Below are 25,795 nucleotides of genomic sequence, written 5' to 3'. Positions count from 1 at the left end.
GAGCCCGCGGCGGACTATCCGGTGGGGGTGGCACCGCTCGGGCCGCCGAAGATCCCGCCGTCACCACCGCCGGGGCCACCGCCAGGACCACCGCCGCCGTTGTCGCCCTGACCGGCGACCGTGATGAGGTTCACGGACTGGCCCTTGGGTACCTCGGTGCCCGCGGTCGGCTGGCTGGTCACGACGGAAGCGGTGTCGTCCTGCGGACCGGCGATGCTGCCCACGTTGAGCCCGAGTTGCTTCAGGGCCTTCTTGGCGTCCTTGAGGCTCTGGCCGGCCAGGTTGGGCACCTGCACGTTCTCCGGCGTCGCGGCGGCCTTGGCGACGGTCAGGGTGATCTGCGAGCCTGGCGCGACCTCCTGGCCGCCCTTGGGCGTCTGATCGGTGACCGTGCCCTCCTCGACATCGCCGTTCTCGGCCTCGATGACGTCGACCTTGAGGCCCTTCTTCTGGAGCGCCGTCTTGGCGTCCTCGAGCTTCTTGGTGGTGACGTCCGGGACAACGATCTTGGACTCGGCCGCGGCCACGGTCAGCGTGACCGTGCTGTTCTTGGCGACCTTCGTACCGCCCGTGGGGTCCTGGCCGAGCACCGTACCGGCGGGCTGCGGGGACTCCTTCTGCTGCGGGACGACGTCGAAGCCCTTGGCCTTCAGCTGCTGCGTCGCGGACGCGATCTGGATCCCCGTGACGTCGGGGACCTCGACCTTGGCCGCGGGCTTGGCACCCTTGGACATGGTCAGCCGGACCGTGCCGTTCCGCTCGATCTCGCCGCCGCCGTCCGGATCCTGCGAGCAGACCGTGTTCTTGGGCTCGTCGCAGAACCTCGTGCCGGCCTTCTCGACCTTGAAGCCGCCGTTCTTTCCCTGCTCCTTGGCAGAAGCGAAGGTGTCGCCCTTCAGGGACGGAACCTCGACCTTGCTGTTGTCGTTGCCCCCGCTGAAGATCGACTTCCCGATGAAGATCGCGCCGACCAGGACCAGTATCCCGGCGAGCACCAGCAGGATCGTCGAGAGATTGCTCTTCTTCTCCGGCGGCCCCCCACGGCCGCGGCCCCGGTCGGACCGCTCGTCGTAGCCCATCCCGCCGTCGTCGTCGCGCATCGGCGGCAGCATCGAGGTCTGCGCCCCGGAGTCCTGCGGGCGCAGCATGGTTGTGGGCTGGTCGTCGGCGCCGTAGCCGACCGCGCCGAGCGCCGCGGTGGCGGCGACCGGCTGGCCGTCCAGCGCGGCCTCGATGTCGGCGCGCATCTCGTCGGCCGACTGATAGCGGTAGTCCGGGTCCTTGACCAGCGCCCGCAGGACGATGGCGTCCATCTCCGGGGTGATCTCGGGGTCGTACGCGCTCGGAGGCTGAGGCTCTTCCCGGACGTGCTGGTAGGCCACGGCCACCGGGGAGTCGCCCACGAAGGGCGGACGCACGGTCAGCAGCTCGTAGAGCAGACAGCCGGTGGAGTACAGGTCACTGCGGGCATCGACGGTCTCGCCCTTGGCCTGCTCGGGGGAGAGGTACTGGGCGGTGCCGATCACGGCGGCCGTCTGCGTCATGGTCATACCGGCGTCGCCCATGGCGCGGGCGATGCCGAAGTCCATCACCTTGACCTGCCCGGTGCGCGTCAGCATGACGTTCGCGGGCTTGATGTCGCGGTGGACGATGTTGTTCCGGTGCGAGTACTCCAGGGCCTGGAGGATGCCTGTGGTCATCTCCATGGAGCGCTCGGGGAGCAGCTTTCTGCCCGAGTGAAGCAGCTCACGCAGCGTGGAGCCGTCCACGTACTCCATCACGATGTACGGGATTGAGACCCCGTCGACGTAGTCCTCGCCGGTGTCGTAGACCGCGACGATCGCCGGATGGTTGAGCGAGGCGGCCGACTGGGCCTCTCGGCGGAACCGGGCCTGGAAAGACGGGTCGCGGGCGAGGTCCACCCGGAGCGTCTTCACAGCGACAGTGCGGCCGAGGCGGGTGTCATGGGCGAGGTAGACCTCCGCCATGCCACCGCGGCCGAGCACCGAGCCCAGCTCATACCGGCCGCCGAGGCGACGCGGCTCTTCCATAGCTACTCCAGCCCTCTTCCGTCATTCCCGACCGCACCTGTGGGGGCCGGTCAAGTGCTGCTCGCGCATACCGTACCCGGCACATCCGACGCGACCCGGCCACAGCCGCTACTTGATACCGGACCGGTACGGCGACGTGCGGGATTGGTATCAGGGCGTGACCGGCGTCACTTCTCGCTGTCCAGTACCGCCTTCATCACGTCCTTGGCGATCGGTGCGGCGAGCTTGCCGCCCGCGATGTCGTTGCGGACGGTGTCGGAGCCCTCGATGACGACCGCGACCGCGACCGGGGAGCCGTCGTCGCCCTTGGCGTAGGAGATGAACCACGCGTAGGGGTTCTTGCTGTTCGCGACACCGTGCTGAGCGGTACCGGTCTTGCCGCCGACCTCGACGCCCGGGATCTGGGCGTTGGTGCCGGTGCCCTCGTCGACGACGGTCTTCATCATGTCCTGGAGCTTGCGGGCGTTCTCCGGGGAGACCGCCTGGCTCATCTCCTCCGGCTTGTTCTGCTCGATGGTGCTCAGGTTGGGGGCGCGCAGCGAGTCGATCATGTACGGCTTCATCAGCTTGCCGTCATTGGCGATCGCGGCGGCGACCATGGCCATCTGGATCGGGGTGGCGCGGGTGTCGTACTGGCCGATGGCGGACATCGCGTTGGACGGCCGGTTCATGTCCTCGGGGTAGACGCTGGCGTTGGCGCGGACCGGCGTGAAGATCTCCTTGCCGAAGCCGAACTTCTCGGCCTGCTCCCGCATCTTGTCCTTGCCGAGGTCGTCACCGAGCTTGCCGAAGACCGTGTTGCAGGAGTAGCGCAGGGCCTGCCGGAGGGAGGCGTCCTTGCAGGGGATGCTGCCCTCGTTGTCCAGGTTCTTGGTGGAGAGCGGAAGCCGCCAGGGGAGCGGCGAATCGGTCGGCGCGTTGATGTCCGTGTACTTCCCGTTCTCCAGCGCCGCGGCGGCGGTGACGACCTTGAAGGTGGAACCGGGCGGGTAGGTCTGCCGCAGCGCCCGGTTGAGCATCGGGTCGTCCTTGTTGTCCTTCGGCTGGAGCGCTTTGTACACCTTCGCGTCATCCTTGCCCGCGCCCGCGATCTTCGAGGGGTCGTAGCTCGGGGTGCTGGCCAGGGCGAGGATCTTGCCGGTGCGCGGGTCGAGCGCCGCGACGGCGCCCTTCTTGTTGCCCAGACCCTCGTACGCCGCCTTCTGTGCCTTGCCGTTCAGGGTGGTGATCACGTCACCGCCGCGCTGCTTCTTACCGGTGATCATGTCGATCGTCCGGTTGAAGAACAGGCGGTCGTCGTTGCCCGTGAGGAAGGGGTCCTCGAGCTTCTCGATCTGGTTGGCGTCGTAGACCTGGGAGGCGTAGCCGGTGACCGGCGCCCACATCTTGCCGTTCTTGTACGTGCGCTTGTACTTGAAGTCGGTGCCGTTGGTCGCGACGGAACCGGTGATCGGCTGGCCGTCCACGATGATGTTGCCGCGTGGCTGGCTGTAACGGGCCATTAGTACACGGTGGTTGTGCTTGTTGTTCTTGAGCTCGTCGGCCTGGACGTACTGGATCCAGTTGTCCCTGATCAGCAGGGCGAGAACCAGCAGTCCACAAAAGATCGCGATACGGCGCAGGGGCTTGTTCACGGGCGGACCACCTGAGTCATCTCGGCGTCTGTGGACGGAGCGGGGGCCGGGGCGGGTCGGCGCGCGGTGTCGCTGATCTTGATAAGGATCGCGACCAGGGCCCAGTTGGCGAGGACCGAGGAACCGCCGTACGCGAGGAACGGCATGGTCATACCGGTCAGCGGGATGAGCCCCATCACACCGCCCGCCACCACGAAGACCTGGATGGCGAAGGCCGCGGACATGCCGATCGCGAGCAGCTTGCCGAACGGGTCGCGGGCGGCCAGGGCGGTCCGTACGCCCCGCTCCACGATCAGGCCGTACAGCAGCAGGAACGCCATGGTGCCGGCCAGACCCAGCTCCTCGCCGACGGTGGCGAGGATGAAGTCCGAGTTGGCGGCGAAGCCGATCAGGTCCGAGCTGCCCTGGCCCAGACCGGTGCCGAAGACACCGCCGGAGCCGAAGGCCATCAGCGCCTGGGCGATCTGGTCGGTGGTGCCCTTCTCGAAGGCCGCGAACGGGTCGAGCCAGGCGTTCACACGCTCTTGGACGTGGGGCTCGAAGGTGGCGACGCCGACGGCTCCGGCCGCGGACATCAGCAGACCGAAGACGATCCAGCTGGTGCGCTCGGTCGCCACGTACAGCATGACGACGAACATGCCGAAGAACAGCAGCGAGGTACCGAGGTCGGTCTCGAAGACCAGGATGAGGATGCTCATGCCCCAGACCACGAGGATCGGACCGAGGTCACGGCCGCGCGGCAGGTACAGCCCCATGAAGCGGCGGCTGGCCAGCGCCAGCGCGTCCCGTTTCACCATGAGATAGCCAGCGAAGAAGATCGCGATGACGATCTTCGCGAACTCGGCGGGCTGGATGGAGAAGCTGCCCACGGTGACCCAGATGCGGGCACCGAACTTGGCCGGGAAGAACATCGGCATGACCAGCAGCACCAGCGCCACGGCCATGGAGATGTAGGTGTAGCGCTGGAGGATCCGGTGGTCCTTGAGCAGGATCAGCACGCCCACGAAGAGGGCGACACCCATCGCCGAGTACATCAGCTGTTTGGGCGCCGCGGCGGTGTAGACCTGGTCGATGCTCGCGGCCCGCTGGGCCAGCCGCCTGGACTGGTCCAGCCGCCAGATGAGTACCAGACCCAGCCCGTTGAGCAGAGTGGCGATCGGCAGCAGCAGCGGGTCGGCGTACGGCGCGAACTTCCGCACCACGAGGTGGCCGACCCCGGCCAGCAGACCGAGCCCGATGCCGTAGCTGAGCATGCCCGAGGGCATCTCGTCGCTGAGCGCCAGGCCCGCGTTGGCGTAGGCGAAGACCGGAATGATCACCGCGAAGACCAGCATGGCGAGTTCGGTGTTGCGCCGACTGGGCGGCCCCACCGTGCTGATCGTGGTGGTGTTGGAGGTGCTGCTCATACGTGGACGGCCCCTTACGGCTTCACTGCTGGGCGCTGCTGCATTGCGGGACCAACTCCCTCTCCTTCTCCGAAAGGGTGGGGCCGGGCTTCGGAGTGGGAGACTTCGTCGGTGTCGGCTTGGAGGTGGCCTTGGCGGCCCGCGTCTGCACCTCGTTCGTCTTGCTGTCGTTCTGCGCCGGCCCGCCGCTCCCGGCGGATCTGCCGGTGTCGGGCGTCGCCTTGTCGGAGCCGCCGCTGTCCCGGTTGCCGCCGGTGAGGTCCTTCTGCCGGTCCTCGGCCTTCTTCTGGGCGTCCGCCTTCCGGCAGGCCCCGGCGAGGGTGGCGAGATCCTTGGTCTTGTCCCGGGCCTGGCCGAGATTGCTCACCGCGATGGTGTCCTCCACCCGGCCGCGCTGGTCGGTCGGGAGGTACTTGAGTTCGATCTCGCGGTGGTCCTCATGGACCTTGTTGAGCTTGATCCAGGCGAGGTCCTGGCTGATGCCCTGGTAGATCGCGACATGGTCGCCATTGGCGCCTACGTAGTACTGGGTCTGGGTCCAGCGGTAGCCGCCGTAGAGCCCGCCACCGATCACGGCCAGGCCCAGCGCGATGTACAGCGAGCGCTTGATCCATGCCTTGCGGCCGCTCTTCTTGGTCAGATCACCGCTGGCGTAGTCCCCGTAACTGCCCTCGGGCGCCATGTCGACGTCCGGTCCGCTTCCGGGCGGGCCGAACCCGCCCTGGGCGTCGCCCTGATGCGGAACGGAACGGTTGGACCGCCCGAGCTCTGCCGCGCGGCCGGCGGGGGTGGAGGCGGCACCGCCGTCACCCAGGGGGACCTGGTTCTCGGCGACCGCGCCCACGATGACCGGGGTGTCGTTGAGCTGCGCGGCCGGGGTGTCGTTGCCGTCCACGTCCAGGACATCGGCGACGATGCAGGTGATGTTGTCGGGGCCGCCGCCGCGCAGGGCGAGCTGGATCAGCTCCTGCACGGTCTCCTGGGGGCCCTGGTAGCTGGCGAGGGTGTCCTCGAGCGTCTGGTGGCTGACCACTCCGGACAGACCGTCGGAGCAGATCAGATAGCGGTCCCCGGCTCGGACCTCACGAATGGAGAGATCGGGCTCGACGTGGTCGCCGCTGCCCAGGGCGCGCATCAGCAAGGAGCGCTGCGGGTGGGTGCCCGCCTCCTCCTCGGTGATCCGGCCCTCGTCGACCAGGCGCTGCACCCAGGTGTGGTCCTGGGTGATCTGGGACAGCACGCCGTCGCGCAGCAGATACGCGCGCGAGTCGCCGACATGCACCAGGCCCAGCCGCTGGCCGGTCCACAGCAGGGCGGTGAGCGTGGTGCCCATGCCCTCCAGCTGCTGGTCCTCCTCGACCATCACGCGCAGCTGGTCGTTGGCCCGCTGCACGGCGCTGCCCAGGGAGGTCAGGATGTCCGAGCCCGGGATGTCGTCGTCGAGCTGGACGAGGGTGGAGATCACCTCGGAGCTGGCGACCTCGCCGGCGGCCTGGCCGCCCATGCCGTCGGCGATGGCGAGCAGCCGGGGCCCGGCGTAACCGGAGTCCTCGTTGCCCTCCCGGATCATGCCCTTGTGTGATCCGGCCGCGAAACGCAGTGACAGGCTCATGCGCACCTCGCCCGTCGGCTCCGGGTACAGCCCCTTGCCAACCACGCTGCCCACCCTCCGGTCGTCATGGTCCTACTACTTCCGCAGCTCGATGACGGTCTTGCCGATGCGGATCGGCGCGCCGAGCGGAATCGGTGTCGGTGTGGAGAGTCGGGTCCGCTCGAGATAGGTGCCATTGGTGGACCCGAGGTCCTCGACGATCCACTGGCCGTCACGGTCGGGGTAGATCCTGGCATGCCTGCTGGAGGCGTAGTCGTCGTCCAGCACGATTGTTGAATCGTGCGCACGGCCGAGGGTGATGGTCTGCCCCTGGAGGGCGACCGTGGTGCCGGTCAGCGTGCCCTCGGAGACCACCAGCTTGGTGGGGGCGCCGCGGCGGCCGCGGCCCCCCGACTGCTGGCGCTGCGGCGGCGGAGTGGCCTGCTGCCGCTGTTGCGCTTGCTGCCGGTCCGGGGCGCCGCGTCGCGCCGCACCGCGCTGGGTCACGCGGGTCCCGAACAGGTCGCTACGGATGACCTGAACGGCCACGATGACGAACAGCCACAGTACGGCGAGGAAACCCAACCGCATGACCGTGAGGGTCAGCTCTGACATTGCCCCCGCTTCACCCTTCGGCTTGCCGGTAAACGATGGTGGTGCTGCCCACGACGATCCGCGAGCCGTCGCGGAGCGTAGCGCGCGTGGTGTGCTGTCCGTCCACCACGATGCCGTTGGTCGACCCGAGGTCCTGAACGGTCGGTGGGGTACCGACCCGGATCTCGCAGTGTCGGCGGGAGACACCTGGGTCGTCGATCCGCACGTCAGCGTCGGTGCTGCGGCCCAGCACCAGAGTGGGCCGCGAGATCTGGTGGCGGGTGCCGTTGATCTCGATCCAGCGCCGTGTCTGGCCCTGGGGCTGCGGGCCGGGGCCCGCTCCGGTTCCGCCGGTGCGGGGCACCGGACGGGCGCCGGGGGGCGCGGCGGGCATCGGCGGCGCACCCGCCGGCTGGGCGGGGTAGCCATGACCACTGGAGCGCTGGTGCGGGGCACCGGCGCCGCCACGGGCCGACGCGGCGGCCGCCTGCGGGTTCTGGGACTCGCTGGAGGCCAGCGTCCGGCTGCGCACCCGGTACAGGCCGGTGTCGAGGTCCTCTGCCTTTTGCAGATGGACCTTGATCGGGCCCATGAAGGTGTAGCGCTGTTGCTTGGCGTAGTCGCGCACCATACCGGACAGCTCGTCGCCGAGTTGTCCGGAGTACGGGCTGAGGCGGTCGAAGTCGGGCGCGCTCAGCTCGACGATGAAATCGTTGGGGACGACGGTCCGGTCGCGGTTCCAGATAGTGGCGTTGTTGTCGCATTCGCGCTGGAGCGCGCCCGCGATCTCCACCGGCTGGACCTCGGACTTGAACACCTTGGCGAAGGTGCCGTTCACGAGTCCCTCGAGTCGCTGCTCGAAGCGCTTCAGTACTCCCACGGGGCACCTCCTTCCTCAGTCGTGCTCAGTGTCGTCCTGGTACTGCTTACTGATCGTATCCACGCGTCGGGAAATCGGGTGGTTCCCCTTCCTGGCCCTGTGGAGCAGTGTCACCTCTCACAGGATCGTAGAGGTGCCCTCACGACAGTGTCCCGCAACCGCGACGCTCTCAGAGAGGGCGGGGGCGGGGCCATCGGATACAGGTGTGATTCCACCCTGCACAGCGTGCTAGTGTTCTGGATGTCGGAAGGCGCACCGCCCCGAACCGGACGGATCCAAGGATCCACCGGGAAGCGGAGGAGCATCCTACGGCAGCACCCATGCGCGGGTGGCGGAATAGGCAGACGCGCTGGATTCAGGTTCCAGTGCCCGAAAGGGCGTGGGGGTTCAACTCCCCCCTCGCGCACCAGTCGAAGCGGGCCTCTCCAGAGTGACAAAAGTCGCTCGGGAGAGGTCCGCTTCGCGTTTGGCTCCGGATGTGCCGGCGGTCCGGGTTCGTCGGTGGACGAGCCTCCTGGCACGGTAAGGGCCTCCCTGGTCCAGGGAGGCCCTTAGTGCCGTCAGTGCCGTCAGTGCCGTCAGTGCCGTCAGTGCCGTCGTGGCCGGGCGGACCGGGAACGGGGCGGCTCGGTTCGGTCGGGTGGACCGGAGCGGTTCAGGCGGCGAAGCGGGAGGCGAGGACCTTGGCCTTGGCGGCCGCGTCCTCGTGGGCCTTCGCCTTGGAGGCGTCCGCCAGCTCGATCAGGTTGGCCATGGCCGGATTGGTGCGGGCCAGCGTGAGCTCCGGCACAACGAACTCGACCTTGAGGCCGAGCGCGCCATTGAGCGCCTTGTCGAGGTAGGTCGTGACGAATTCGAAGCTCTCGCGCGGGGTGCCGGGGCCGTAGCCCCCGCCACGGCTGGCGACGACGACCGCCGGGGTGCCGGAGGTGGTGGTCTGCTCCGCGCCCGCGGTGCGACCCATGATGATCACGTGGTCCAGCCATGCCTTGAGCGTGGAGGGGATCGTGAAGTTGTACATCGGGGCGCCGATCAGGACCGCATCGGCCTGCTCCAGCTCACCGGCCAGGGTCTCGCGGAGCGCGAAGGCGTCGTGCTGCTCAGGAGTGCGGTCATCGGCGGGCACGAATCCGGCGTGGGCGGCGGCCCCGTCGAGGTGGGGCAGCGGCTCGGCGGCCAGATCGCGGTAGATCACCGTGCCGTCCGGATGCTGGGCCTCCCACTCCTTGCGGAAGGTGGCGGTGACGGCGCGGGAAGCGGAGGCGTCGCCGGGCAGGACGGACGAGTCGATGTGCAGAAGCGTGGGCATGGGGTGTCTCCGTGTGACGAGGCGCGGCGTAGGCCGCTCTTTTCTACGTACCTACTGATAGCACAGTAGCTTACTTTTTCGCAGTCCCGAACGACGGCGCAGTAGTCTGTATTCCATGGCGGACGGCGGTGGGTGCGAGCAGCGCAACGAGCAGACGTGCAAGCAGGTCGATTCCTCGATGACGCGCGTCTTCGAACTGTTCGGAAAGCGGTGGACCGGGCTGATCGTCGCGGTGCTGACCGAACAGGAGGCGTACTTCGCGGATCTGCGGAGGGCGATCCCCGGAATCAGCGAGCGGATGCTGTCGGACCGGCTCACCGAGCTGGCCGCGGCACGGCTGGTGGTGCGGGAGGTCGATGCGGGACCGCCGCTGCGGGTGGCCTACCGGCTGACGGACACGGGCCGCGCGCTGGAGCCCGCGCTGAAGGAGCTGGCGCGGTGGGCGGAGAACCATCTGCCCGAGGGTGGCGGCTGCCCGGAGCAGTTCCGTCGCTGAGCGCTCCGGCGCTGCGGCGCTGTGGGCTTGTTGCTTGTTGTTCCTGAGCGTGTGAGCTGGTGCTTCGGCACGTTCGAAAAGGTTTTCCACAGGCTCTGACGGGCCGGTGCGACGGGCGGTACGGTCTGGGCAGTCGATGTGATCGGGCCGTCGGAGCCGGTCGGACGCTCGGTGCGGTGCGGATGCCGCCGACGCGTGGGCGACGGCGGACGAGGGGAAACGGGGGGCGCCATGACGGGCGATGAGAGCGCCGGAAGCGGCGGGGGCGACAGCGGCACGATCGGTGCGGCCGTGGCCGTGGGTGCGGGCACGATCGGCGCGGATGTCGCGGATGTCGGTGGCGCTGCGCGGGCGGGCGGAGTGGTCCGCCGGCTGCCGCTGGTGCCGGGTTTCGCCGCCTGGCACGGAGATCAGCCGTCACCCAAGCAGGAGGGGAAGGCGTTGCGGAAGCGGGTGCCGCGCTCGGCGCATGCCGAGGCGCCGCCCGCCGTCGGCCGGCCGGACGCGGTGACGGCGGTCGAGCGGTCCAACGCCGGACGGCTGCCGGAGCTGACCCCGATACGGGTGGGGCGGATGGTCGCCACCCCCTTCTCCTTTCTCCGCGGTTCGGCCGGGCTGATGGCGCACGATCTCGCGGCCACCCCGGTGACCGGCATAGGCGCCCAGCTGTGCGGAGACGCCCACGCCGCGAACTTCGGGCTCTACGGAGACGCCCGTGGCGGCCTGATCATCGATCTCAACGACTTCGACGAGACCGTGCACGGGCCGTGGGAGTGGGATGTGAAGCGGCTCGCGACCTCGCTGGTGCTCGCCGGGCGGGAGGCCGGAGCGGACGAGGACGTCTGCCGGGCCGCGGCCCATGACGCGGTGGGGGCCTATCGCCGCACGGTGCGGTTGCTGGCCAAGCTGCCCGCGGCGGACGCGTGGAACGCGATCGCGGACGAGGAACTGGTCTCGCACACGGACGCCAGGGATCTGGCGGGGACGCTGGAGCGGGTGGCCGAGAAGGCCCGGCGGAACACCAGCGCGCGGTTCGCCGCCCGCGCCACGGAGGCCGTGCCGGAGGAGGATTCGCCGGGCAGGCCCGGGGCCCGCCGATTCGTGGACGCGCCGCCGGTGCTGCGGCGGGTGCCGGATGACGAGGCGGCGGCGGTGGCGTCGGCGCTCGCCGAGTATCTGGGGACGCTGTCCGAGGACCGGCTGCCGCTGCTCGCCCGGTACGAGGTGCATGACGTGGCGTTCCGCGTCGTCGGGACGGGCAGCGTGGGCACGCGGTCGTATGTGGTGCTGCTGCTCGACCACCGGGGCGAGCCGCTGGTGTTGCAGGTGAAGGAGGCCCGTCCGTCGGTGCTGCTGCCGCATGTGCGGGCCGCCGGGTTCGCGGTGCCGGAGGCCGGACACGAGGGGCGGCGGGTGGTCCACGGCCAGAAGCGGATGCAGGTGGTCAGCGACATCCTGCTGGGCTGGACCACGGTGCGGGGGCGGCCGTATCAGGTGCGGCAGTTCCGGAACCGCAAGGGGAGTGTGGACCCGGCGGCACTGGCCGCCGACCAGATGGATGACTACGGGCGGATGACCGGGGCGCTGCTGGCGCGGGCACACGCCCACAGCGCCGACCCGCGGCTGCTGGCCGGTTACTGCGGCAAGGGGGAGGAGCTGGACGAGGCGGTGGCCGCCTTCGCGGTGGCGTACGCCGACCGCACCGAGGCCGACCACACGGAGCTGGTCGCGGCGGTGCGCTCCGGGCGGGTCGCGGCGGAGCTGGGGGTGTGAGGTTCGGGCGGGGCCGGGGGCCGGACGTAGGCTGAGCGGGTGACGAACCCGGAAGCGCAAGCGCAGGCACAGCGGTCGGTGTCCGAAGCCGAGCCCCAGGCGGAATCGCAGGACGGGTCCGGGGAGCCCCGGTCGGCCGAAGAGGCGCAGGCCACCGAGCGCCTCGAGCGGGCGGTGCGGGCGGCCGAGCAGGCGCTGATCGAGTTCGAGATCGCGGTGGAGACCTTCCGGGTGGAGGTGGAGAACTTCTCCCGGCTGCATCACCAGCGGCTCGGGCCGATGTACTCGCGCCTCGACGAACTGGACGCACTGATCGCGGAGGCGGTCGCGCAGCGCACCGGTGACCCCGTAGACCTGCGCAGGGCGCGGGAGGCGCGGGGGCTGGTGCAGCCGATGCCGGGCGTGGAGGAGCTGTTCCACGGCTGGATCGACTCCGACGGCCTCTCACCGGAAGCGGCCGCGATGCTGACCGAGAAGCCGGTGCAGCCGCCGCCGCGGGTGCGGCCGAGCGAGGAGGCGCGCCGGATCTACCGGGAGCTGGCCCGCAAGGCGCATCCGGATCTGGCCGAGGAGGAGGCCGAGCGGGAGCGGCGCGGGGCGTTCATCGTGCGGGTCAACACCGCCTATGCGGCCGGGGATGTGGAGACCCTGCGCGCGCTGGCCGACGAGTGGGCGGCCGGACCTCCGCCGCCGGAGCGGCGCGCGAGCCGCAGCGAGGAGCTGTACGCCCGACTGGAGTGGCTGGCCGAGCGCAAGGAGATGCTGGCCGCCGTCGCCGCCGAGCTGGAATCCAGCGCGATCGGCGCGATGATCAAGATGGCGCCGGAGGATCCGGACGGGCTGCTGGACGAGATCGCCGAGCAGTTGCTCGCCCAGGTCTCCGAGAAGGAGGCCCGGCTGGCGGAGCTGGCGCGGTAGTAAGTTTTCTGTCGGCTGACGGATGCCGCAATGGTGTATGAGAGGTGTGTGTGATGCATTTTGCCCAGCTTCCCCAGGTGGAGGCCGCGGCCGTTCCCGCCGACGGCTTTCTGCTGGACGTCCGGGAGGACGACGAATGGGCGGCCGGGCATGTCGAGGGCGCGCTGCACATTCCCATGGGCCAGGTCGTCGCCCGGTTCGGTGAGCTGACCGAGGCGGTGGGCGACGGTCGGCGGGTGCATGTGATGTGCCGGGTCGGCGGCCGTTCCGCGCAGGTGACGCAGTATCTGGTCGCGCAGGGCCTGGACGCGGTGAACGTGGACGGCGGCATGCTCGCCTGGCACGTGGCGGGCCGCCCCATGGTCTCCGGCCAGGACAACAGCCCCGAGGGCGCGTTCGTCCTCTAGGCCCTGTCCTGCCGATCTTCGCGGACCCGCCCCGCCGGATACCGGTCCGGGCCGTGGGACGCGCCGACCGAGCTCGGTCCGTGCCCGTCGCCGGTGCCCGGCCTGTGGCCGGGCGGGCGCGGTCGTGGTGGGTTGGTGCGTCGCCGTTGTGTCGTGCGGTGCGGCCCGCCTGCCCCGGCGGGGCAGGCGGGAGCGCTCATATCAGCGTTCGTTCACGGGAGTTCGGCCCGCCCGGGTCCGGCCCCCGGGGCCATCTGTCGCCCGGCACAGGGCGTTCGGGACACCCGGCCCGGCCCGTGGCGCCTGACCGGGGGAGTTCGAGCCCACCGGGGCCGGACGGGGCGTCAGGCGACGGGGTGGGTGGCGAGCAGGGTGCCAAGGGCTTCCTCGTACGCGGCGGCCGGGCCGAGCGACAGCTCCAGCTGCTTGGCCCAGGCGTGATAGCGGTGCAGCGGATAGTCGGTGACCGCGCCGAACCCGCCGTGCAGATGCTGCGCGGTCTGCACCACACGCCGTACCCCCTCGGCGGCCCACATCTTGGCGACGGCGACATCCGCCCCGACCGGAAGGGCGCCGCCCGCCGTCGGCCGCTCCTCCTCTCTGCCGAGCCGCCAGGCGGCCTGCCAGAGGGTGGCCTCCATCGCCCGCAGATCGATATAGCGGTCGGCGGCCTGGACGGCGACCGCCTGGAAAGTGGCGAGCGGATGGCCGAACTGCTCGCGCCCGCTGACATAGGAGCTGGTCATCTCCAGCACCGCGGTGCCCAGTCCCAGGGCGAGAGCGCAGGTGCCGGTAGTGAGGACGTCCCGCAGCCACTCCCAGGCGCCGTCCGCGGTGAGCACGTCGGCGGCGCACAGCCGCACCCCGTCCAAGCGGATCTCGGCCTGCCGCTCACCGCTGGTGGACACCTGCTCGTCGAGGACAACGCCGTCCTGGCGGCGGGGGACCAGTGCGAGGACCGTGCGGCCCGCGCCGGTATGGGCGGGGATCAGCACCCGGTCGGTGCCATGGGCCCAGGGGACCGCGGTCTGGACGCCGTCCAGCACCCAGCGGTCGCCGTCCTGACGAGCCTGGACGGCGAGTTCGGCCGGGTCATGACCGGTGCGCCCGTTCGGCGCGACGGTGAGCGCCAGCTCACCGCGCACCACCCGGGGCAGAACGTCGGCGCACAGCTCCGCGCCGCCGTACTTCTGCACGGCCAGGGCCGCCGCACCGGACTCCAGCAGCGGTACCCGGGCCAGCACCCGGGCGGACTCCCGCAGCACCAGGCACAGGGCGATGAGGTCCAGCCCCGAACCGCCGTGCCGCTGGTCGAGCGTCAGGCCGAGGAGATCGCCTTCGGCGAGCCGCTTCCACAGCGCCCGGTCGAAGTCCTCCGCCACGGCGCCGCGGATCAACGCGGGGCTGGGCACACTGTCCGGTTCGACGGAGGCGAAGACGGCCTTCGCCGCCTCGACGGCCGCCTGCTGCTCCTCGGTGAAAGTGAAGTCCACTGTTCGTCCTCCCGCGCCGCGGCTCTGTCCGACGGCCGGTCAAGATAGAACAGGTTCTACAAGAAGGGAACGGTCACCACCGCGCTTCAGCGGTCGAAGTCCAACTCCACCCGCTCACCGACCGGATGGGACTGACAGGCCAGCACATAGCCCGCCTCCACCTCGTCCGGCTCCAGCGCGAAATTCCGGTCCATCCGCACCTCACCGGAGACCAGGAACGCCCGGCAGGTGCCGCACACCCCGCCCTTGCAGGCATACGGTGCGTCAGTGCGGTTGCGCAGCACGGTCTCCAGCAGCACTTCCCCGTCCTGCACCGGCCAGGTGCCCGAGCGCCCGTCCAGGGTCGCGGTCACCGAACTGTGCGAGGCGATATCGACCGGACGCGGCGCGGCAGAGGCGGTCTCGTCGGCGGTGTCGACATGGAAGATCTCTTGATGGACCCGGCCGCGGGCCACCCCCAGGCCGCGCAGCGCCCGCTCGGCGGCGCTCACCAGCCCATGCGGACCGCAGAGGAACCAGCCGTCCACCGACTCCACCGACAGCAGCGCGGGCAGCAGCCCGGTCAGCCGCTCCTCGTCCAGCCGCCCGGAGACCAGCCCGGTCTGCTGCTCCTCCCGGGAGAGCGCGCACACCAGCTGGAACCGGTCGGGCCAGCGGTCCTTGAGGTCGGCGACCTCCTCCAGGAACATCGTGGACGCGGCGGTGCGGTCGCTGCGGATCAGACAGAAGCGGGCCTCGGGCTGCCGCTCCAGCAGCGTCGCGGCGATGGAGAGCACCGGGGTGATACCGCTGCCGCCGACCACCGCGGCGAAATGGCCCGGCCGGGGAGCGAGCACAAACCGGCCCGCCGGCGCCATCACCTCCATGACCTCGCCGACCGCCAGCTCCTTGAGGGCATAGGTCGAGAACTCGCCACCCTCGACCAGCCGCACCCCCACCCGCAGAAACTCCGGGCCCTCCGCGTCGGGCGCCGGTGTGCAGATCGAGTACGTACGCCGGATCTCGGTGCCGTCCACGAACCGCCGCACCGCGATGTGCTGTCCGGGGACGAAGTGGAAGGTCTCCCGCAGCGCGGGCGGCACCCGCAGGGTGACGGCCACCGCGTCATCGGTGAGCCGCTCGACCGCCACCACCCGCAGCGGGTGGAACGCGCCATGGTGTGTGGTGGCCTCCACCACCGCTTCCGCGGCCATCACAACTCCTTGAAGTGGTCGAACGGTTCACGGCATGCCTCACAGCGGCGCAGCGCCTTGCATGCGGTGGAGGAGAAGCGGCTGAGCAGCTTGGTCTCGGTGGAGCCGCAGTGCGGGCAGCGCACCGCCAGGTCGACGGCGACCGGCCCGCCCGCCTCCGCCCGCCGCGGCGAGGGCGGCGCTATTCCGGCCTCGGCCAGCTTGCGCCGTCCCTCCGGGCTGATCGCGTCCGTGGACCAGGGCGGGGAGAGCACCGTATGGACGGTCACCTCGGGGATCCCGTGGTCATGGAGCACCCGCTCGATATCGGCGCTCATCGACTCCAGCGCGGGGCAGCCGGTGTAGGTGGGGGTCAGCTCGACCTCGACCCGGCCCGGCCCCAGCACCCGCAGCCCGCGCACCACACCCAACTCGGCGAGGGAGACCATGGGCAGCTCGGGATCCGGCACGGAGCCCGCCAGCCGCCGCAGCTCCTCCTCGAGCGCGGTGGTGCCGGAGGCATGGGCTGCCGGGGTCACCATGTCGCCCCCGGGTGACTGCGGTGCAGATGCTGCATCTCCGCCAGCATCCGGCCGAACGATTCGGTGTGGATGCCCTGCCGCCCGGCACCCGCGGCCCACGCACCCCGCCGCGGCCCCTCGGGCACGGCCAGGGTGGCGCGCTCCAGGACCGAGGTGAGGCGGGCCAGCCATGCGGTGTGCAGGGTGTCCCACTCCACCTCGCACCCCTCCACCGGCTCGAACAGCTCGCCGGTGAACTGCCACAGGGCTTCCAGCGCCACCCGCATCCGCTCACGGCTTTCGGCGGTGCCGTCGCCGAGCCGCAGCGTCCAGTGCTCGGCGTGGTCGCGGTGGTAGGCGACCTCCTTGACGGCCTTGGCGGCGAGCGGGGCGAAGGGACCACCGCCCCGGGCCAGCCGCTCGTACAGCAGCTCCTGATAGGTGGAGAAGTAGAGCTGGCGGGCGATGGTGTGGGCGAAGTCCCCATTGGGCTGCTCGACGAGCTGCACATTGCGGAACGCCCGCTCCTCGCGCAGATAGGCGAGCTCGTCCTCGTCACCGGCCAGGGAGAGCAGCACCCGGGCCTGGCCGAGCAGATCGAGGGCGATATTGGCGAGCGCCACCTCCTCCTCCAGCACGGGGGCGTGGCCCGCCCACTCTCCGAGCCGGTGGGAGAGCACCAGCGCGTCATCGCCCAGGGCGAGGGCCGCGGTCACAGGTGCTGCACCCCTTCCGGGATCTCGTAGAAGGTGGGGTGGCGATAGGGCTTGTCGGCGGACGGCTCGAAGAACGGGTCCTTCTCGTCCGGCGACGAGGCGGTGACCGCGGTGGAGGGCACCACCCAGATCGACACGCCTTCCGAGCGGCGGGTGTACAGATCGCGGGCATTGCGCAGGGCCATCTCGGCGTCCGGCGCGTGCAGACTTCCGGCGTGGGTGTGGGAAAGCCCGCGCCTGCTGCGGACGAACACCTCCCACAGCGGCCACGCACCGCTCGGGCCACCACTCATGACTGTTCCTCCCCGTGCTTGGCCGCGTACGCGGCGGCTGCCTCGCGCACCCAGGCGCCTTCCTCATGGGCCCGGCGCCGCTGGGAGATCCGCTGGGCGTTGCACGGGCCGTTGCCCCGCAGCACCTCGTGGAACTCGTTCCAGTCGATCGCTCCGAAATCGTGGTGACCCCGCTCCTCGTTCCACCGGAGATCGGGGTCGGGGAGGGTCAGACCGAGCGACTCGGCCTGCGGGACGCAGATGTCGACGAAGCGCTGGCGTAGCTCGTCGTTGGAATGGCGCTTGATCTTCCAGGCCATCGACTGGGCGGAGTGGGCCGAGGCGTCGTCCGGCGGGCCGAACATCATCAGCGACGGCCACCACCAGCGGTCCACCGCGTCCTGCGCCATGGCGTGCTGGGCCTCGGTGCCCTTGCTGAGGGCGAGCAGCAGCTCATATCCCTGGCGCTGGTGGAAGGACTCCTCCTTGCAGATCCTGACCATCGCGCGGGCGTAGGGGCCGTAGGAGCAGCGGCACAGCGGGACCTGGTTGGTGATCGCGGCGCCGTCCACCAGCCAGCCGATGGCACCGACATCGGCCCAGGCCAGCGTGGGGTAGTTAAAGATCGAGGAGTACTTCTGGCGGCCGGAGTGCAGCTTGTCGAGCAGCTCGTCCCGGCTGGTGCCCAGGGTCTCCGCGGCGCTGTAGAGATACAGGCCGTGGCCCGCCTCGTCCTGCACCTTGGCCATCAGGATCGCCTTGCGCCGCAGCGAGGGGGCGCGGGTGATCCAGTTTGCCTCCGGCTGCATGCCGATGATCTCGGAGTGGGCGTGCTGTGCCATCTGCCGGACCAGCGACGCCCGGTAGGCATCGGGCATCCAGTCGCGTGGCTCGATGCGCTCGTCAGCGGCCAGAGCGGCGTCGAACACCGCCTCGTACGCCCCGGCGTCCGCCGCCATCGTCGTCATGCGCAGCCCCTTCGCCATCCGTCCCCACCGACCGGCCAACCGACCGACCGATCGTTCGGTTCAATGGTGAGCCGCCGGAACGTAGGGTGTCAAGCCTGTGGATAACGCCGAGGGCGCTGTGCCGGCGGTTCCGCATGGGTACCGTTCCGGGGCGTAGGGGTCGCGGAGCGCGCGGCCGGACGGGCGGGCGCGAGCACCGGACACCATCGGGAGCGGGGCGGTATGGCGGAGTCGGATACGGACGACGAGACGGCGGGACGGCTCGCCGCGCTCTCCCTACCCGCTCAGCTGATCATCGCGGTGGCCACCGCGGTCGCGGCCGTCGCGGCCGCCATCCACCTCGGGATGGCGTTTCTGAACGTCTCGCCGCCCAATACGCTCAGCAAGCAGCACGGCGAGGCCATCGAGGACTACATCTATCCGGAGTTCGAGCGGAACTGGAAGCTCTTCGCTCCCAACCCGCTTCAGCAGAACATCGCCGTACAGGCCCGCGCCGAGATCCGCACGCCCGACGGCGGCACCGCGACCACCGGGTGGAGAAACCTCTCAGCAGAGGACGGCGCGGCCATCCGCCACAACCCGCTGCCCAGTCACACCCAGCAGAACGAGCTGCGGCGGGCCTGGGAGTTCTATGTCTCCTCGCATGATGAGCAGGACCGCTCGACCGGGGCCCGCGGCCCGCTCTTCGAGCAGTACATGCGCCGGATCGTGATGCTCCGCCTGGGCCCGGAGGAGGGCGGCGGCACCGTGGAGCGGGTGCAGGTGCGGTCCGCGACCACGCCTCTGGCCGCACCGCCGTGGAGCGACGAGAAGATCGACACCAAGACGCTCTACCGCGTACTGCCGTGGTGGACGGTGACCGGCGACGACCTTCCGGAGGCGAAGAGCCGGTGACCGTGCCCGCTGTCCCCGCGCACTCCCCCGAGCCCGACCCCGCGTCCGGCTCCGCAACCGTGTCCGGCCCCGACCCCGCGTCCGGCTCGGGAACCACGTCCGGCGGCACGCCTCCGGCCGCACCGGAGCGGCCGTCCGCCGGACCCGGCACCCGCGCCCAGCTGGGCGCCCGGCTGCATTCCGCCGTGGCCCGCGGTCATGCCCGCATCAGCGGCTCGGCGCTCGGCCCGTACCAGACCGCGATCGTCCGGATCGGCTTCTCCTTCACCTGGCTGCTCTTCCTGCTGCGCGAATGGCCCCACCGCCGGGAGCTGTACGGGCCCGACGGCCCGATGAGCTGGGACATGGCCCACCGGCTGCTGGACACCAACCGCGCCTTCAGCGCGCTGATATGGACCGACAGCACTCTCTGGTTCGAGACCGTCTACACCCTCGGCATCGTCTCGAGCGCGCTGCTGCTGCTCGGCTGGCGCACCCGCACCATGTCCGTCCTGTTCATGCTCGGGGTTCTGTCGCTCCAGAACCGCAGCGTCTTCATGGGGGACGGCGGTGACAACCTCATCCATCTGATGGCGACCTATCTGCCACTGACCCGGTGCGGGCAGGTGTGGTCGCTGGACGCCCGCCGGGCGGCGCGGCAGAAGGAGCCCTCCCGCGATACGACGGGCATCGTGCTCTGGGCCGTGCTGGGGCTGGTGCTTCTCTGGGCGCAGCTGTTCACCGACGCCCGGCTCTTCCTGACGGCCGACGGGCCGCTGCCCGGCGTCGGCTGGGGCACCGTTCTGTGGGGGCTGTGGATCGTCCAGGCCGGCTGGTGGCTGGTGCGGCGCTACGCACCGGGGGAGCCGCGCACCGTCCTGGATGTGCTGGCCAATCTGGCGCACAACGGCACCCTGCTGGTGATCATGGGCGAGGTGTGTCTGCTCTACGCCTCGGCAGGCTGGTACAAGATCCAGGGCTCGCGCTGGCAGGACGGCACCGCCCTCTACTACCCGCTGCATCTGGACTACTTCGCGCCCTGGCCTGGTCTGGCCGACTTCATGGCGTCCAATGGCACGCTGGTGCTGGTGCTCACCTACGGCACCGTGATCATGCAGGTCGCCTTTCCCTTCACCCTGCTCAACCGGCGGGCCAAGAATGTGATGCTCGTCCTGCTGATGATGGAGCACCTGGGCATCGCGGTCATGCTGGGGCTGCCCTTCTTCTCGCTCGCCGCGATCGCCGCCGACGCGGTGTTCCTGCCCACGGCCTTTCTGCTCTGGAGCGGAGCGAGGGCGGCCCGGGTCCGGGACCGGGTGCTGGCGCCGGTCCGGCGGCTGCGCGGGCCACGGGCTCCGGAGGGCGCTGAGGAGCCCCAGGCCCGTACGCTCATCGGGTGAGCAGCGACATCCACCCCGGCGACATCAACCCTGGCGCCATCAGCCCAGGCGGCATCCCGGCCGACGCCATCCACGCCGGCGACATCCGCCCCCAGGAACCGGTCCAGTACGACGAGGGCTTCACCCCCGAGGTCGGGGTCGGCCCGCACCCCCGCCCCTGGCCGTCCGGGGACCGCTACGACCCGGAGCTGCTCGAACACGGTGACCGCCGCAATGTCGCCGACCACTACCGCTACTGGACCCGTGAGGCGATCGTCGCCGATCTCGACACCCGCCGCCATGACTTCCATGTGGCCATCGAGAACTGGAGCCATGACTTCAACATCGGGAGCATGGTGCGCACGGCCAACGCGTTCCTGGCGAAGGAGATCCATATCGTGGGGCGGCGCCGCTGGAACCGGCGCGGGGCCATGGTCACCGACCGCTATCAGCATGTCCGCCACCACCCGGACACCGCCGAGCTCACCGCCTGGGCGGCCGCCGAGGGGCTTCCGGTGATCGGGATCGACAACCTCCCCGGGGCGGTGCCGCTGGAGACCACCGGACTGCCGCGCCGCTGTGTGCTGCTCTTCGGCCAGGAGGGGCCGGGGCTGACGGAGGAGGCCCGCCGCCACGCGGCCATGGTGTGCTCGATCGCGCAGTTCGGCTCCACCCGCTCGATCAACGCGGGCGCGGCGGCGGCCATCGCGATGCACAGCTGGGTGCGGATCCACGCGGCGGCCGGCTGAGCCGCCGCGCGGACCTGGCCGGCGCCTACGCCTGGCGCCGCACCTCGATCATCCGGAAGCGGTTCGCCACAAAGGCGCTGTCGCACAGCGTGGCATTGGCCGACGGATTGCCGCCGGAGCCGTGGAAGTCGGAGAAGGCGGCCGTCTGGTTCACATAGACCCCGCCGGTCAGATTCAGTGACAGCTGGGCGCACTCCTCCCAACACGCCTCCTCGACCATCCGCTCCACCTCCGGTGAGGTGGTGTACGCGCCGACGGTCATCGCGCCCTTGTCCCGGGTGGTCCGCCGCAGCAGGGCCACGGCGTCCGCCGTGGAGTCGACCGCGACGGCGAAGGACACCGGGCCGAAGCACTCGGTCAGATACGGCGCGTCCCCGTCCGCCGCCTCCCAGAACTTCCGCGCCCCGTCCGCCTTCACCATCAGCGGTGTACGGACCGTGGCGTCCGGGAACTCGGGGTGGGGCACGGCCCGCGAGGCGAGCGCGACACCGCCGAGGCCCGGCGCGGCCTCCAGCCGCTCCTGCACCCGGGGACCCACGATCGCGCCCAGCAGCGCGCTCGCCCGGGCGTCATCGCCCAGCAGCCCCTCGACCGCCGCCCCGAGGTCGGCCACCACCTCGTCGTACGACTTGGGCCCGGCGTCGGTGGTGATGCCCTCCCGGGGGATGAGGAGATTCTGCGGGGTGGTGCACATCTGGCCGCTGTAGAGGGACAGCGAGAACGCCAGATTGGCCAGCATGCCCTGGTAGTCATCGGTGGAGTCGATGATGACCGTGTTGACCCCGGCCTTCTCGGTGAAGACCTGGGCCTGGCGGGCGTGGGTCTCCAGCCAGTCACCGAAGGCGGTGGAGCCCGTGTAGTCGATCACGCGGATCTCGGGGCGCACCGCCAGGACCTTGGCGATGCCCTCGTCCGGCCGCTCGGCGGCCAGCGCCACCAGATTGGGGTCGAAGCCCGCCTCGCGCAGCACCTCGCGCGCCGTCCGGACGGTCAGCGCCAGCGGCAGCACGGCCTGCGGATGCGGCTTGACCAGCACCGGATTGCCGGTGGCCAGCGAGGCGAAGAGCCCGGGGTAGCCATTCCAGGTGGGGAAGGTGTTGCAGCCGATCAGCAGCGCGATACCGCGCGGGACGGCGGTGAATGTCTTGTTCAGCCGCAGCGGGTCGCGCTTGCCCTGCGGCTTGGACCACTCCGCCGCCTCCGGGGTGCGCATCTGCTCGGCGAAGGCATAGGCCACCGCCTCCAGACCGCGGTCCTGGGCGTGGGGGCCGCCCGCCTGGAACGCCATCATGTACGCCTGGCCACTGGTGTGCATCACGGCCTGGGCGAACTCATGGGAGCGGGCGCTGATCCGGGCCAGGATCTCCAGGCACACCAGGGCGCGCGCCTCCGGACCGGCATCCCGCCAGGCGGGCATCCCCGCCTTCATCGCCGGGAGGAGCACATCGATATCCGGGTGCGGATACTCCATGCCCATCTCCACGCCGTACGGCGAGACCTCGGAGCCCGTCCAGCCGTCGGTGCCCGGCTGGTCCAGGTCGAAGCGGGCGCCGCGCAGGGCTTCGAACGCGGCGAGGCCCTCGGGGATCCCCAGGCTCGGGCGGGCCGTCTTGCCTTCCGGGCCGTAAGCCTTCGGATGCTCGGGGTGCGGGGACCAGTACGCGCGGGTACGGATCGCCTCCAGTGCCTGGTCAAGGGTGGGGCGGTGCATCTCGGTCAACTGCGCTGTGGTGAGTCCGGTGGTCACGACTGACCAACTCCTCGTCGAGCTGGGATTGAGCTGGGCTGGGATGGTCGACAGAGTTAGATTAACCGAACGATCGGTCGGGACAAGAGGGCCTGGCGAACCTGTGGATAACTTCGTCCGAGAGGATCAGCGGCATGACTGCGATCGACCGGGGACCGGCGCACACCAGCACCGTCGCCGTCATCGGCACCGGCACCATGGGCCAGGGAATCGCCCAGGTGGCGCTGGTCGCCGGGCATCCCGTACGGCTCTGTGACGCCGCCCCGGGCCGGGCCGGCCAGGCCGTGGAGGCCATCGCCGCCCGGCTCGGCCGGCTGGTCGACAAGGGCCGCCTCCCCGCGGCAGACCGGGACGCGGCACTCGGCCGCCTCACCGCCGTGGCCGCGATCGAGGAGCTGGCCGACGCGGATCTGGTCATCGAGGCGATCCTTGAGGAACTGGGCGCCAAACAGCAGCTGTTCACCGCGCTGGAGTCCGTTGTCTCCGACCGCTGTCTGCTGGCCACCAACACCTCCTCGCTCTCCGTCACGGCCGTCGCCGGTGCCCTGCGCCTCCCCGGCCGCCTCGTCGGCCTGCACTTCTTCAACCCCGCCCCGCTGCTGCCGCTGGTCGAGGTCGTCCGCGGCGCCGCCACGGACCGGGTCGCCGCCGACCGTGCGTACGACACCGTCGCGGTCTGGGGCAAGACCCCGGTCCGCTGCGCCGACACCCCCGGCTTCATCGTCAACCGGCTCGCCCGCCCCTTCTACGCCGAAGCCTTCCGGGTCCATGAGGAGCGCGCCGCCGACCCCGCCACCATCGACGCCGTGCTGCGTGAGTCCGGCGGTTTCCGGATGGGCCCCTTCGAGCTGACCGATCTGATCGGCCAGGACGTCAATGAGGCCGTCACCCGCTCGGTCTGGGAAGCCTTCTTCCACGATCCGAAATTCACCCCCTCCCTCGCGCAGCGGCAGCTCGTGGACGCCGGGCGCCACGGACGCAAGTCCGGCCACGGCTGGTTCGACTACGCCGAGGGCGCCCAGCGCCCCGCCCCGCACACCGCCGAACCCTGCGAGGCCCCCGAGAAGGTCGCCCTGCACGGGGATCTGGGGCCCGCCGCCGCCCTCGTCGGGCTCATCGAGGAAGCCGGGATCACCATCACCCGCGAGCCCACCGGGGGCCATCTCGCCCTGCCCGACGGCACCCGTCTGTCGCTGACCGACGGCTCGCCCGCCACCACCGACCCCGCCGCCTGCATCCGCTTCGACCTCGCTCTGGACTACCGCACCGCGTCACGGATCGCCCTCGCGCCGTCCGAGGCCGCCTCCCCGGAGTCCGTACGGACGGCGATCGGGCTGTTCCAGGCGCTCGGCAAGGAGGTCAGCGTCGTCCGGGACGTCCCCGGCATGATCGTGGCCCGCACTGTCGCGATGCTCGTGGACTTCGCCCTGGACGCCGTCGCCCGCGAGGTGGCGAGCCCGGAGGACATCGACACCGCCATGCGGTCCGGTGTCAACTACCCGCGCGGCCCGCTCCAGTGGGGCGACGACCTCGGCGCCCCCTGGGTGCGCGACACTCTGCGCAATCTCCACCACTCCTTCCCCACCGGCCGCTACGCGCCCTCCCAGGCGCTGATCCGGCGTGCCGCCGCTCAGGAAAAGCTGCTCTAATCATGACCATGGCCAAGCGCGACACCTACACGCCCGAATCGCTGCTCGCGGTTGCCGTCGAGGTGTTCAACGAGCGCGGCTACGACGGCACCTCCATGGAGCATCTGTCCCGCGCCGCCGGAATCTCCAAGTCGTCGATCTACCACCACGTCAAGGGCAAGGAGGAGCTGCTCCGGCTGGCCATAAGCCGTGCGCTGGACGGCCTGTTCGGCATCCTCCAGGAGCCGGGTGCCCGCGAGGGCCGCGCGGTGGAGCGGCTGGAGCACGTGGCCCGGCGCACCACCGAGGTGCTGATGGCCGAGCTGCCCTATGTGACGCTGCTGCTGCGTGTCCGGGGCAACACCGACACCGAGCGCTGGGCCATGGAACGCCGCCGCGAATTCGACCACCAGGTCGCCGAACTGCTCAAACAGGCCGCGGCCGACGGGGACCTGCGGGCGGATGTGGACGCGCGGCTGGCCACCCGGCTGCTCTTCGGAATGATCAACTCGATTGTCGAGTGGTACCGGCCGGGCCGCGGCGGCGCCGCGACCTCCGGCGAGGTCGCCGACGCCGTGGTCCGCACCGCCTTCGCGGGGCTGCGCACCCAGGGCGAGGGGCGCCAGGGTCCGTCGTGACGACGGGCCCTCGCCCCGGGCCGGCGCGGGTCACGGCTCGGAATCGAGGTCCGTCTCCTCGAACACCAGCAGCGTCCGGGTGCTCAGCACCTCCGGTATCGCCTGGATCCGGGTGAGGACCAGCTCGCGCAGCGAGCGGTTGTCCGGGGTGTGGACCAGCAGCAGCACATCGAAATCCCCGCTGACCAGGGCGAGATGGGCCACTCCCGGAAGCTCCCTGAGCTGCTCGCGCACCGTGCGCCAGGAGTTCTGGACGATCTTCAGCGTGATGTAGGCGGATGCGCCCTGCCCGGCTCGCTCCTGGTCCACCCGGGCGCTGAAGCCGCGGATCACCCCGTCGTCGATCAGACGGTTGATCCGGGCGTAGGCATTCGCGCGTGACACATGTACCTGATCCGCCACGGAGCGTATCGAAGCCCGGCCGTCCGCCCGGAGGAGACGGATGATGTCGCGGTCGATGGAGTCCAGTGGCCGTGCGGGCGGTTTGCCGTCCGAATGAGCCATCTGTTCGTCCCGCATACCGCCCCGCCTCCCCTTCATGGACATCCTGTCTTCATCTCAAGGGGTGCGGAACCGTTTG

Annotated in this window: 24 protein-coding genes and 1 tRNA gene; 10 read left to right on the top strand and 15 right to left on the bottom strand. The window is 70.4% G+C overall.

Features of this window, described 5'->3' with window-relative positions:
- Nucleotides 1-14: 14 nt before the first annotated feature.
- The 6 genes from pknB to AC4BEG_RS16665 form a co-directional block, all read right to left on the bottom strand.
- Nucleotides 15-2,051, bottom strand: a complete 2,037-nt coding sequence (gene pknB, locus AC4BEG_RS16690; RefSeq protein ID WP_490706662.1) for a Stk1 family PASTA domain-containing Ser/Thr kinase — start codon at nucleotides 2,049-2,051, stop codon at nucleotides 15-17.
- 167 nt (nucleotides 2,052-2,218) lie between these two features.
- Entirely contained in the window at nucleotides 2,219-3,685 is a 1,467-nt protein-coding gene (locus AC4BEG_RS16685; protein ID WP_490706661.1) for a peptidoglycan D,D-transpeptidase FtsI family protein, read from the bottom strand.
- Entirely contained in the window at nucleotides 3,682-5,091 is a 1,410-nt protein-coding gene (locus tag AC4BEG_RS16680) for an FtsW/RodA/SpoVE family cell cycle protein (protein ID WP_490706660.1), read from the bottom strand. Before AC4BEG_RS16680 ends, AC4BEG_RS16685 begins: the two co-directional genes overlap by 4 nt.
- Before the next feature lie 22 nt (nucleotides 5,092-5,113).
- Nucleotides 5,114-6,703, bottom strand: a complete 1,590-nt coding sequence (locus AC4BEG_RS16675; protein WP_490707101.1) for a PP2C family protein-serine/threonine phosphatase — start codon at nucleotides 6,701-6,703, stop codon at nucleotides 5,114-5,116.
- Nucleotides 6,704-6,778: 75 nt separating this feature from the next.
- Nucleotides 6,779-7,297, bottom strand: coding sequence for an FHA domain-containing protein FhaB/FipA (locus AC4BEG_RS16670; RefSeq protein WP_201872141.1), 519 nt, complete (start codon nucleotides 7,295-7,297; stop codon nucleotides 6,779-6,781).
- Between the two features lie 10 nt (nucleotides 7,298-7,307).
- Nucleotides 7,308-8,156: an FHA domain-containing protein gene (locus AC4BEG_RS16665; protein ID WP_490706659.1), complete on the bottom strand. Its 849-nt coding sequence runs from the start codon at nucleotides 8,154-8,156 to the stop codon at nucleotides 7,308-7,310.
- A gap of 322 nt (nucleotides 8,157-8,478) precedes the next feature.
- On the opposite strand from AC4BEG_RS16665, the gene AC4BEG_RS16660 reads away from it, so the two are divergent.
- A tRNA-Leu gene (locus tag AC4BEG_RS16660) sits at nucleotides 8,479-8,565 on the top strand.
- Nucleotides 8,566-8,811: 246 nt separating this feature from the next.
- On the opposite strand, the gene AC4BEG_RS16655 is transcribed toward AC4BEG_RS16660, so the two are convergent.
- Nucleotides 8,812-9,465, bottom strand: a complete 654-nt coding sequence (locus tag AC4BEG_RS16655; RefSeq protein WP_490706658.1) for an FMN-dependent NADH-azoreductase — start codon at nucleotides 9,463-9,465, stop codon at nucleotides 8,812-8,814.
- Between the two features lie 115 nt (nucleotides 9,466-9,580).
- Here AC4BEG_RS16655 and AC4BEG_RS16650 point away from each other — a divergent pair, with 115 nt between their 5' ends.
- The 4 genes from AC4BEG_RS16650 (at nucleotide 9,581) to AC4BEG_RS16635 (ending at nucleotide 13,059) form a co-directional block, all read left to right on the top strand.
- Nucleotides 9,581-9,961 carry a winged helix-turn-helix transcriptional regulator gene (locus AC4BEG_RS16650; protein WP_490706657.1) on the top strand — a complete coding sequence of 127 codons (381 nt, stop codon included), beginning with the start codon at nucleotides 9,581-9,583 and terminating at the stop codon, nucleotides 9,959-9,961.
- Nucleotides 9,962-10,192: 231 nt separating this feature from the next.
- Entirely contained in the window at nucleotides 10,193-11,734 is a 1,542-nt protein-coding gene (locus tag AC4BEG_RS16645; protein WP_490706656.1) for a DUF2252 domain-containing protein, read from the top strand.
- 39 nt (nucleotides 11,735-11,773) lie between these two features.
- Complete coding sequence (locus AC4BEG_RS16640; protein WP_490706655.1) at nucleotides 11,774-12,652, top strand: hypothetical protein; 879 nt, start codon at nucleotides 11,774-11,776, stop codon at nucleotides 12,650-12,652.
- Nucleotides 12,653-12,705: 53 nt separating this feature from the next.
- Nucleotides 12,706-13,059, top strand: coding sequence for a rhodanese-like domain-containing protein (locus AC4BEG_RS16635; RefSeq protein WP_490706654.1), 354 nt, complete (start codon nucleotides 12,706-12,708; stop codon nucleotides 13,057-13,059).
- Between the two features lie 344 nt (nucleotides 13,060-13,403).
- Here the strand turns inward: AC4BEG_RS16635 and AC4BEG_RS16630 are convergent, their stop codons facing one another.
- From AC4BEG_RS16630 to paaA, 6 genes are all read right to left on the bottom strand, one after another.
- Nucleotides 13,404-14,552, bottom strand: coding sequence for an acyl-CoA dehydrogenase family protein (locus AC4BEG_RS16630; RefSeq protein ID WP_490706653.1), 1,149 nt, complete (start codon nucleotides 14,550-14,552; stop codon nucleotides 13,404-13,406).
- 86 nt (nucleotides 14,553-14,638) lie between these two features.
- Entirely contained in the window at nucleotides 14,639-15,745 is a 1,107-nt protein-coding gene (locus AC4BEG_RS16625) for a 2Fe-2S iron-sulfur cluster-binding protein (RefSeq protein ID WP_490706652.1), read from the bottom strand.
- Entirely contained in the window at nucleotides 15,745-16,266 is a 522-nt protein-coding gene (paaD, locus tag AC4BEG_RS16620) for a 1,2-phenylacetyl-CoA epoxidase subunit PaaD (RefSeq protein ID WP_490706651.1), read from the bottom strand. Before paaD ends, AC4BEG_RS16625 begins: the two co-directional genes overlap by 1 nt.
- Complete coding sequence (gene paaC / locus AC4BEG_RS16615) at nucleotides 16,260-16,961, bottom strand: 1,2-phenylacetyl-CoA epoxidase subunit PaaC (protein ID WP_490706650.1); 702 nt, start codon at nucleotides 16,959-16,961, stop codon at nucleotides 16,260-16,262. The genes paaD and paaC overlap by 7 nt, the downstream gene beginning before the upstream one ends.
- Entirely contained in the window at nucleotides 16,958-17,254 is a 297-nt protein-coding gene (gene paaB / locus AC4BEG_RS16610) for a 1,2-phenylacetyl-CoA epoxidase subunit PaaB (RefSeq protein ID WP_201872114.1), read from the bottom strand. The genes paaC and paaB overlap by 4 nt, the downstream gene beginning before the upstream one ends.
- Complete coding sequence (paaA, locus tag AC4BEG_RS16605; protein WP_490706649.1) at nucleotides 17,251-18,201, bottom strand: 1,2-phenylacetyl-CoA epoxidase subunit PaaA; 951 nt, start codon at nucleotides 18,199-18,201, stop codon at nucleotides 17,251-17,253. The genes paaB and paaA overlap by 4 nt, the downstream gene beginning before the upstream one ends.
- Before the next feature lie 222 nt (nucleotides 18,202-18,423).
- Between paaA and AC4BEG_RS16600 the strand changes: the two genes are divergently transcribed.
- Genes AC4BEG_RS16600 through AC4BEG_RS16590 form a run of 3 tightly spaced genes read left to right on the top strand, consistent with a single transcriptional unit; the run spans nucleotide 18,424 to nucleotide 21,202 of the window.
- Complete coding sequence (locus AC4BEG_RS16600) at nucleotides 18,424-19,095, top strand: DUF5819 family protein (RefSeq protein WP_490706648.1); 672 nt, start codon at nucleotides 18,424-18,426, stop codon at nucleotides 19,093-19,095.
- On the top strand, nucleotides 19,092-20,474 hold the full coding sequence (locus AC4BEG_RS16595) for an HTTM domain-containing protein (protein ID WP_490706647.1): 1,383 nt from the start codon (nucleotides 19,092-19,094) through the stop codon (nucleotides 20,472-20,474). Before AC4BEG_RS16600 ends, AC4BEG_RS16595 begins: the two co-directional genes overlap by 4 nt.
- A 53-nt stretch (nucleotides 20,475-20,527) precedes the next feature.
- Complete coding sequence (locus AC4BEG_RS16590) at nucleotides 20,528-21,202, top strand: TrmH family RNA methyltransferase (RefSeq protein ID WP_490707100.1); 675 nt, start codon at nucleotides 20,528-20,530, stop codon at nucleotides 21,200-21,202.
- A 25-nt stretch (nucleotides 21,203-21,227) separates the two neighbouring features.
- Here AC4BEG_RS16590 and paaN read toward each other — a convergent pair whose 3' ends face one another.
- Entirely contained in the window at nucleotides 21,228-22,913 is a 1,686-nt protein-coding gene (gene paaN / locus AC4BEG_RS16585; RefSeq protein ID WP_490707099.1) for a phenylacetic acid degradation protein PaaN, read from the bottom strand.
- A gap of 170 nt (nucleotides 22,914-23,083) precedes the next feature.
- Between paaN and AC4BEG_RS16580 the strand changes: the two genes are divergently transcribed.
- Nucleotides 23,084-24,598 carry a 3-hydroxyacyl-CoA dehydrogenase gene (locus AC4BEG_RS16580; RefSeq protein WP_490706646.1) on the top strand — a complete coding sequence of 505 codons (1,515 nt, stop codon included), beginning with the start codon at nucleotides 23,084-23,086 and terminating at the stop codon, nucleotides 24,596-24,598.
- Between the two features lie 2 nt (nucleotides 24,599-24,600).
- Entirely contained in the window at nucleotides 24,601-25,215 is a 615-nt protein-coding gene (locus AC4BEG_RS16575) for a TetR/AcrR family transcriptional regulator (protein ID WP_490706645.1), read from the top strand.
- 30 nt (nucleotides 25,216-25,245) lie between these two features.
- Here AC4BEG_RS16575 and AC4BEG_RS16570 read toward each other — a convergent pair whose 3' ends face one another.
- The gene (locus AC4BEG_RS16570) at nucleotides 25,246-25,734 is read right to left on the bottom strand and encodes an Lrp/AsnC family transcriptional regulator (RefSeq protein ID WP_490706644.1); all 489 of its coding nucleotides are present in this window, start codon (nucleotides 25,732-25,734) and stop codon (nucleotides 25,246-25,248) included.
- Nucleotides 25,735-25,795 lie beyond the last annotated feature (61 nt).

The sequence above is a fragment of the Streptomyces sp. JLBJ103 genome, from assembly GCF_058215575.1.
This window is presented reverse-complemented; position numbering and strand designations above follow the sequence as displayed.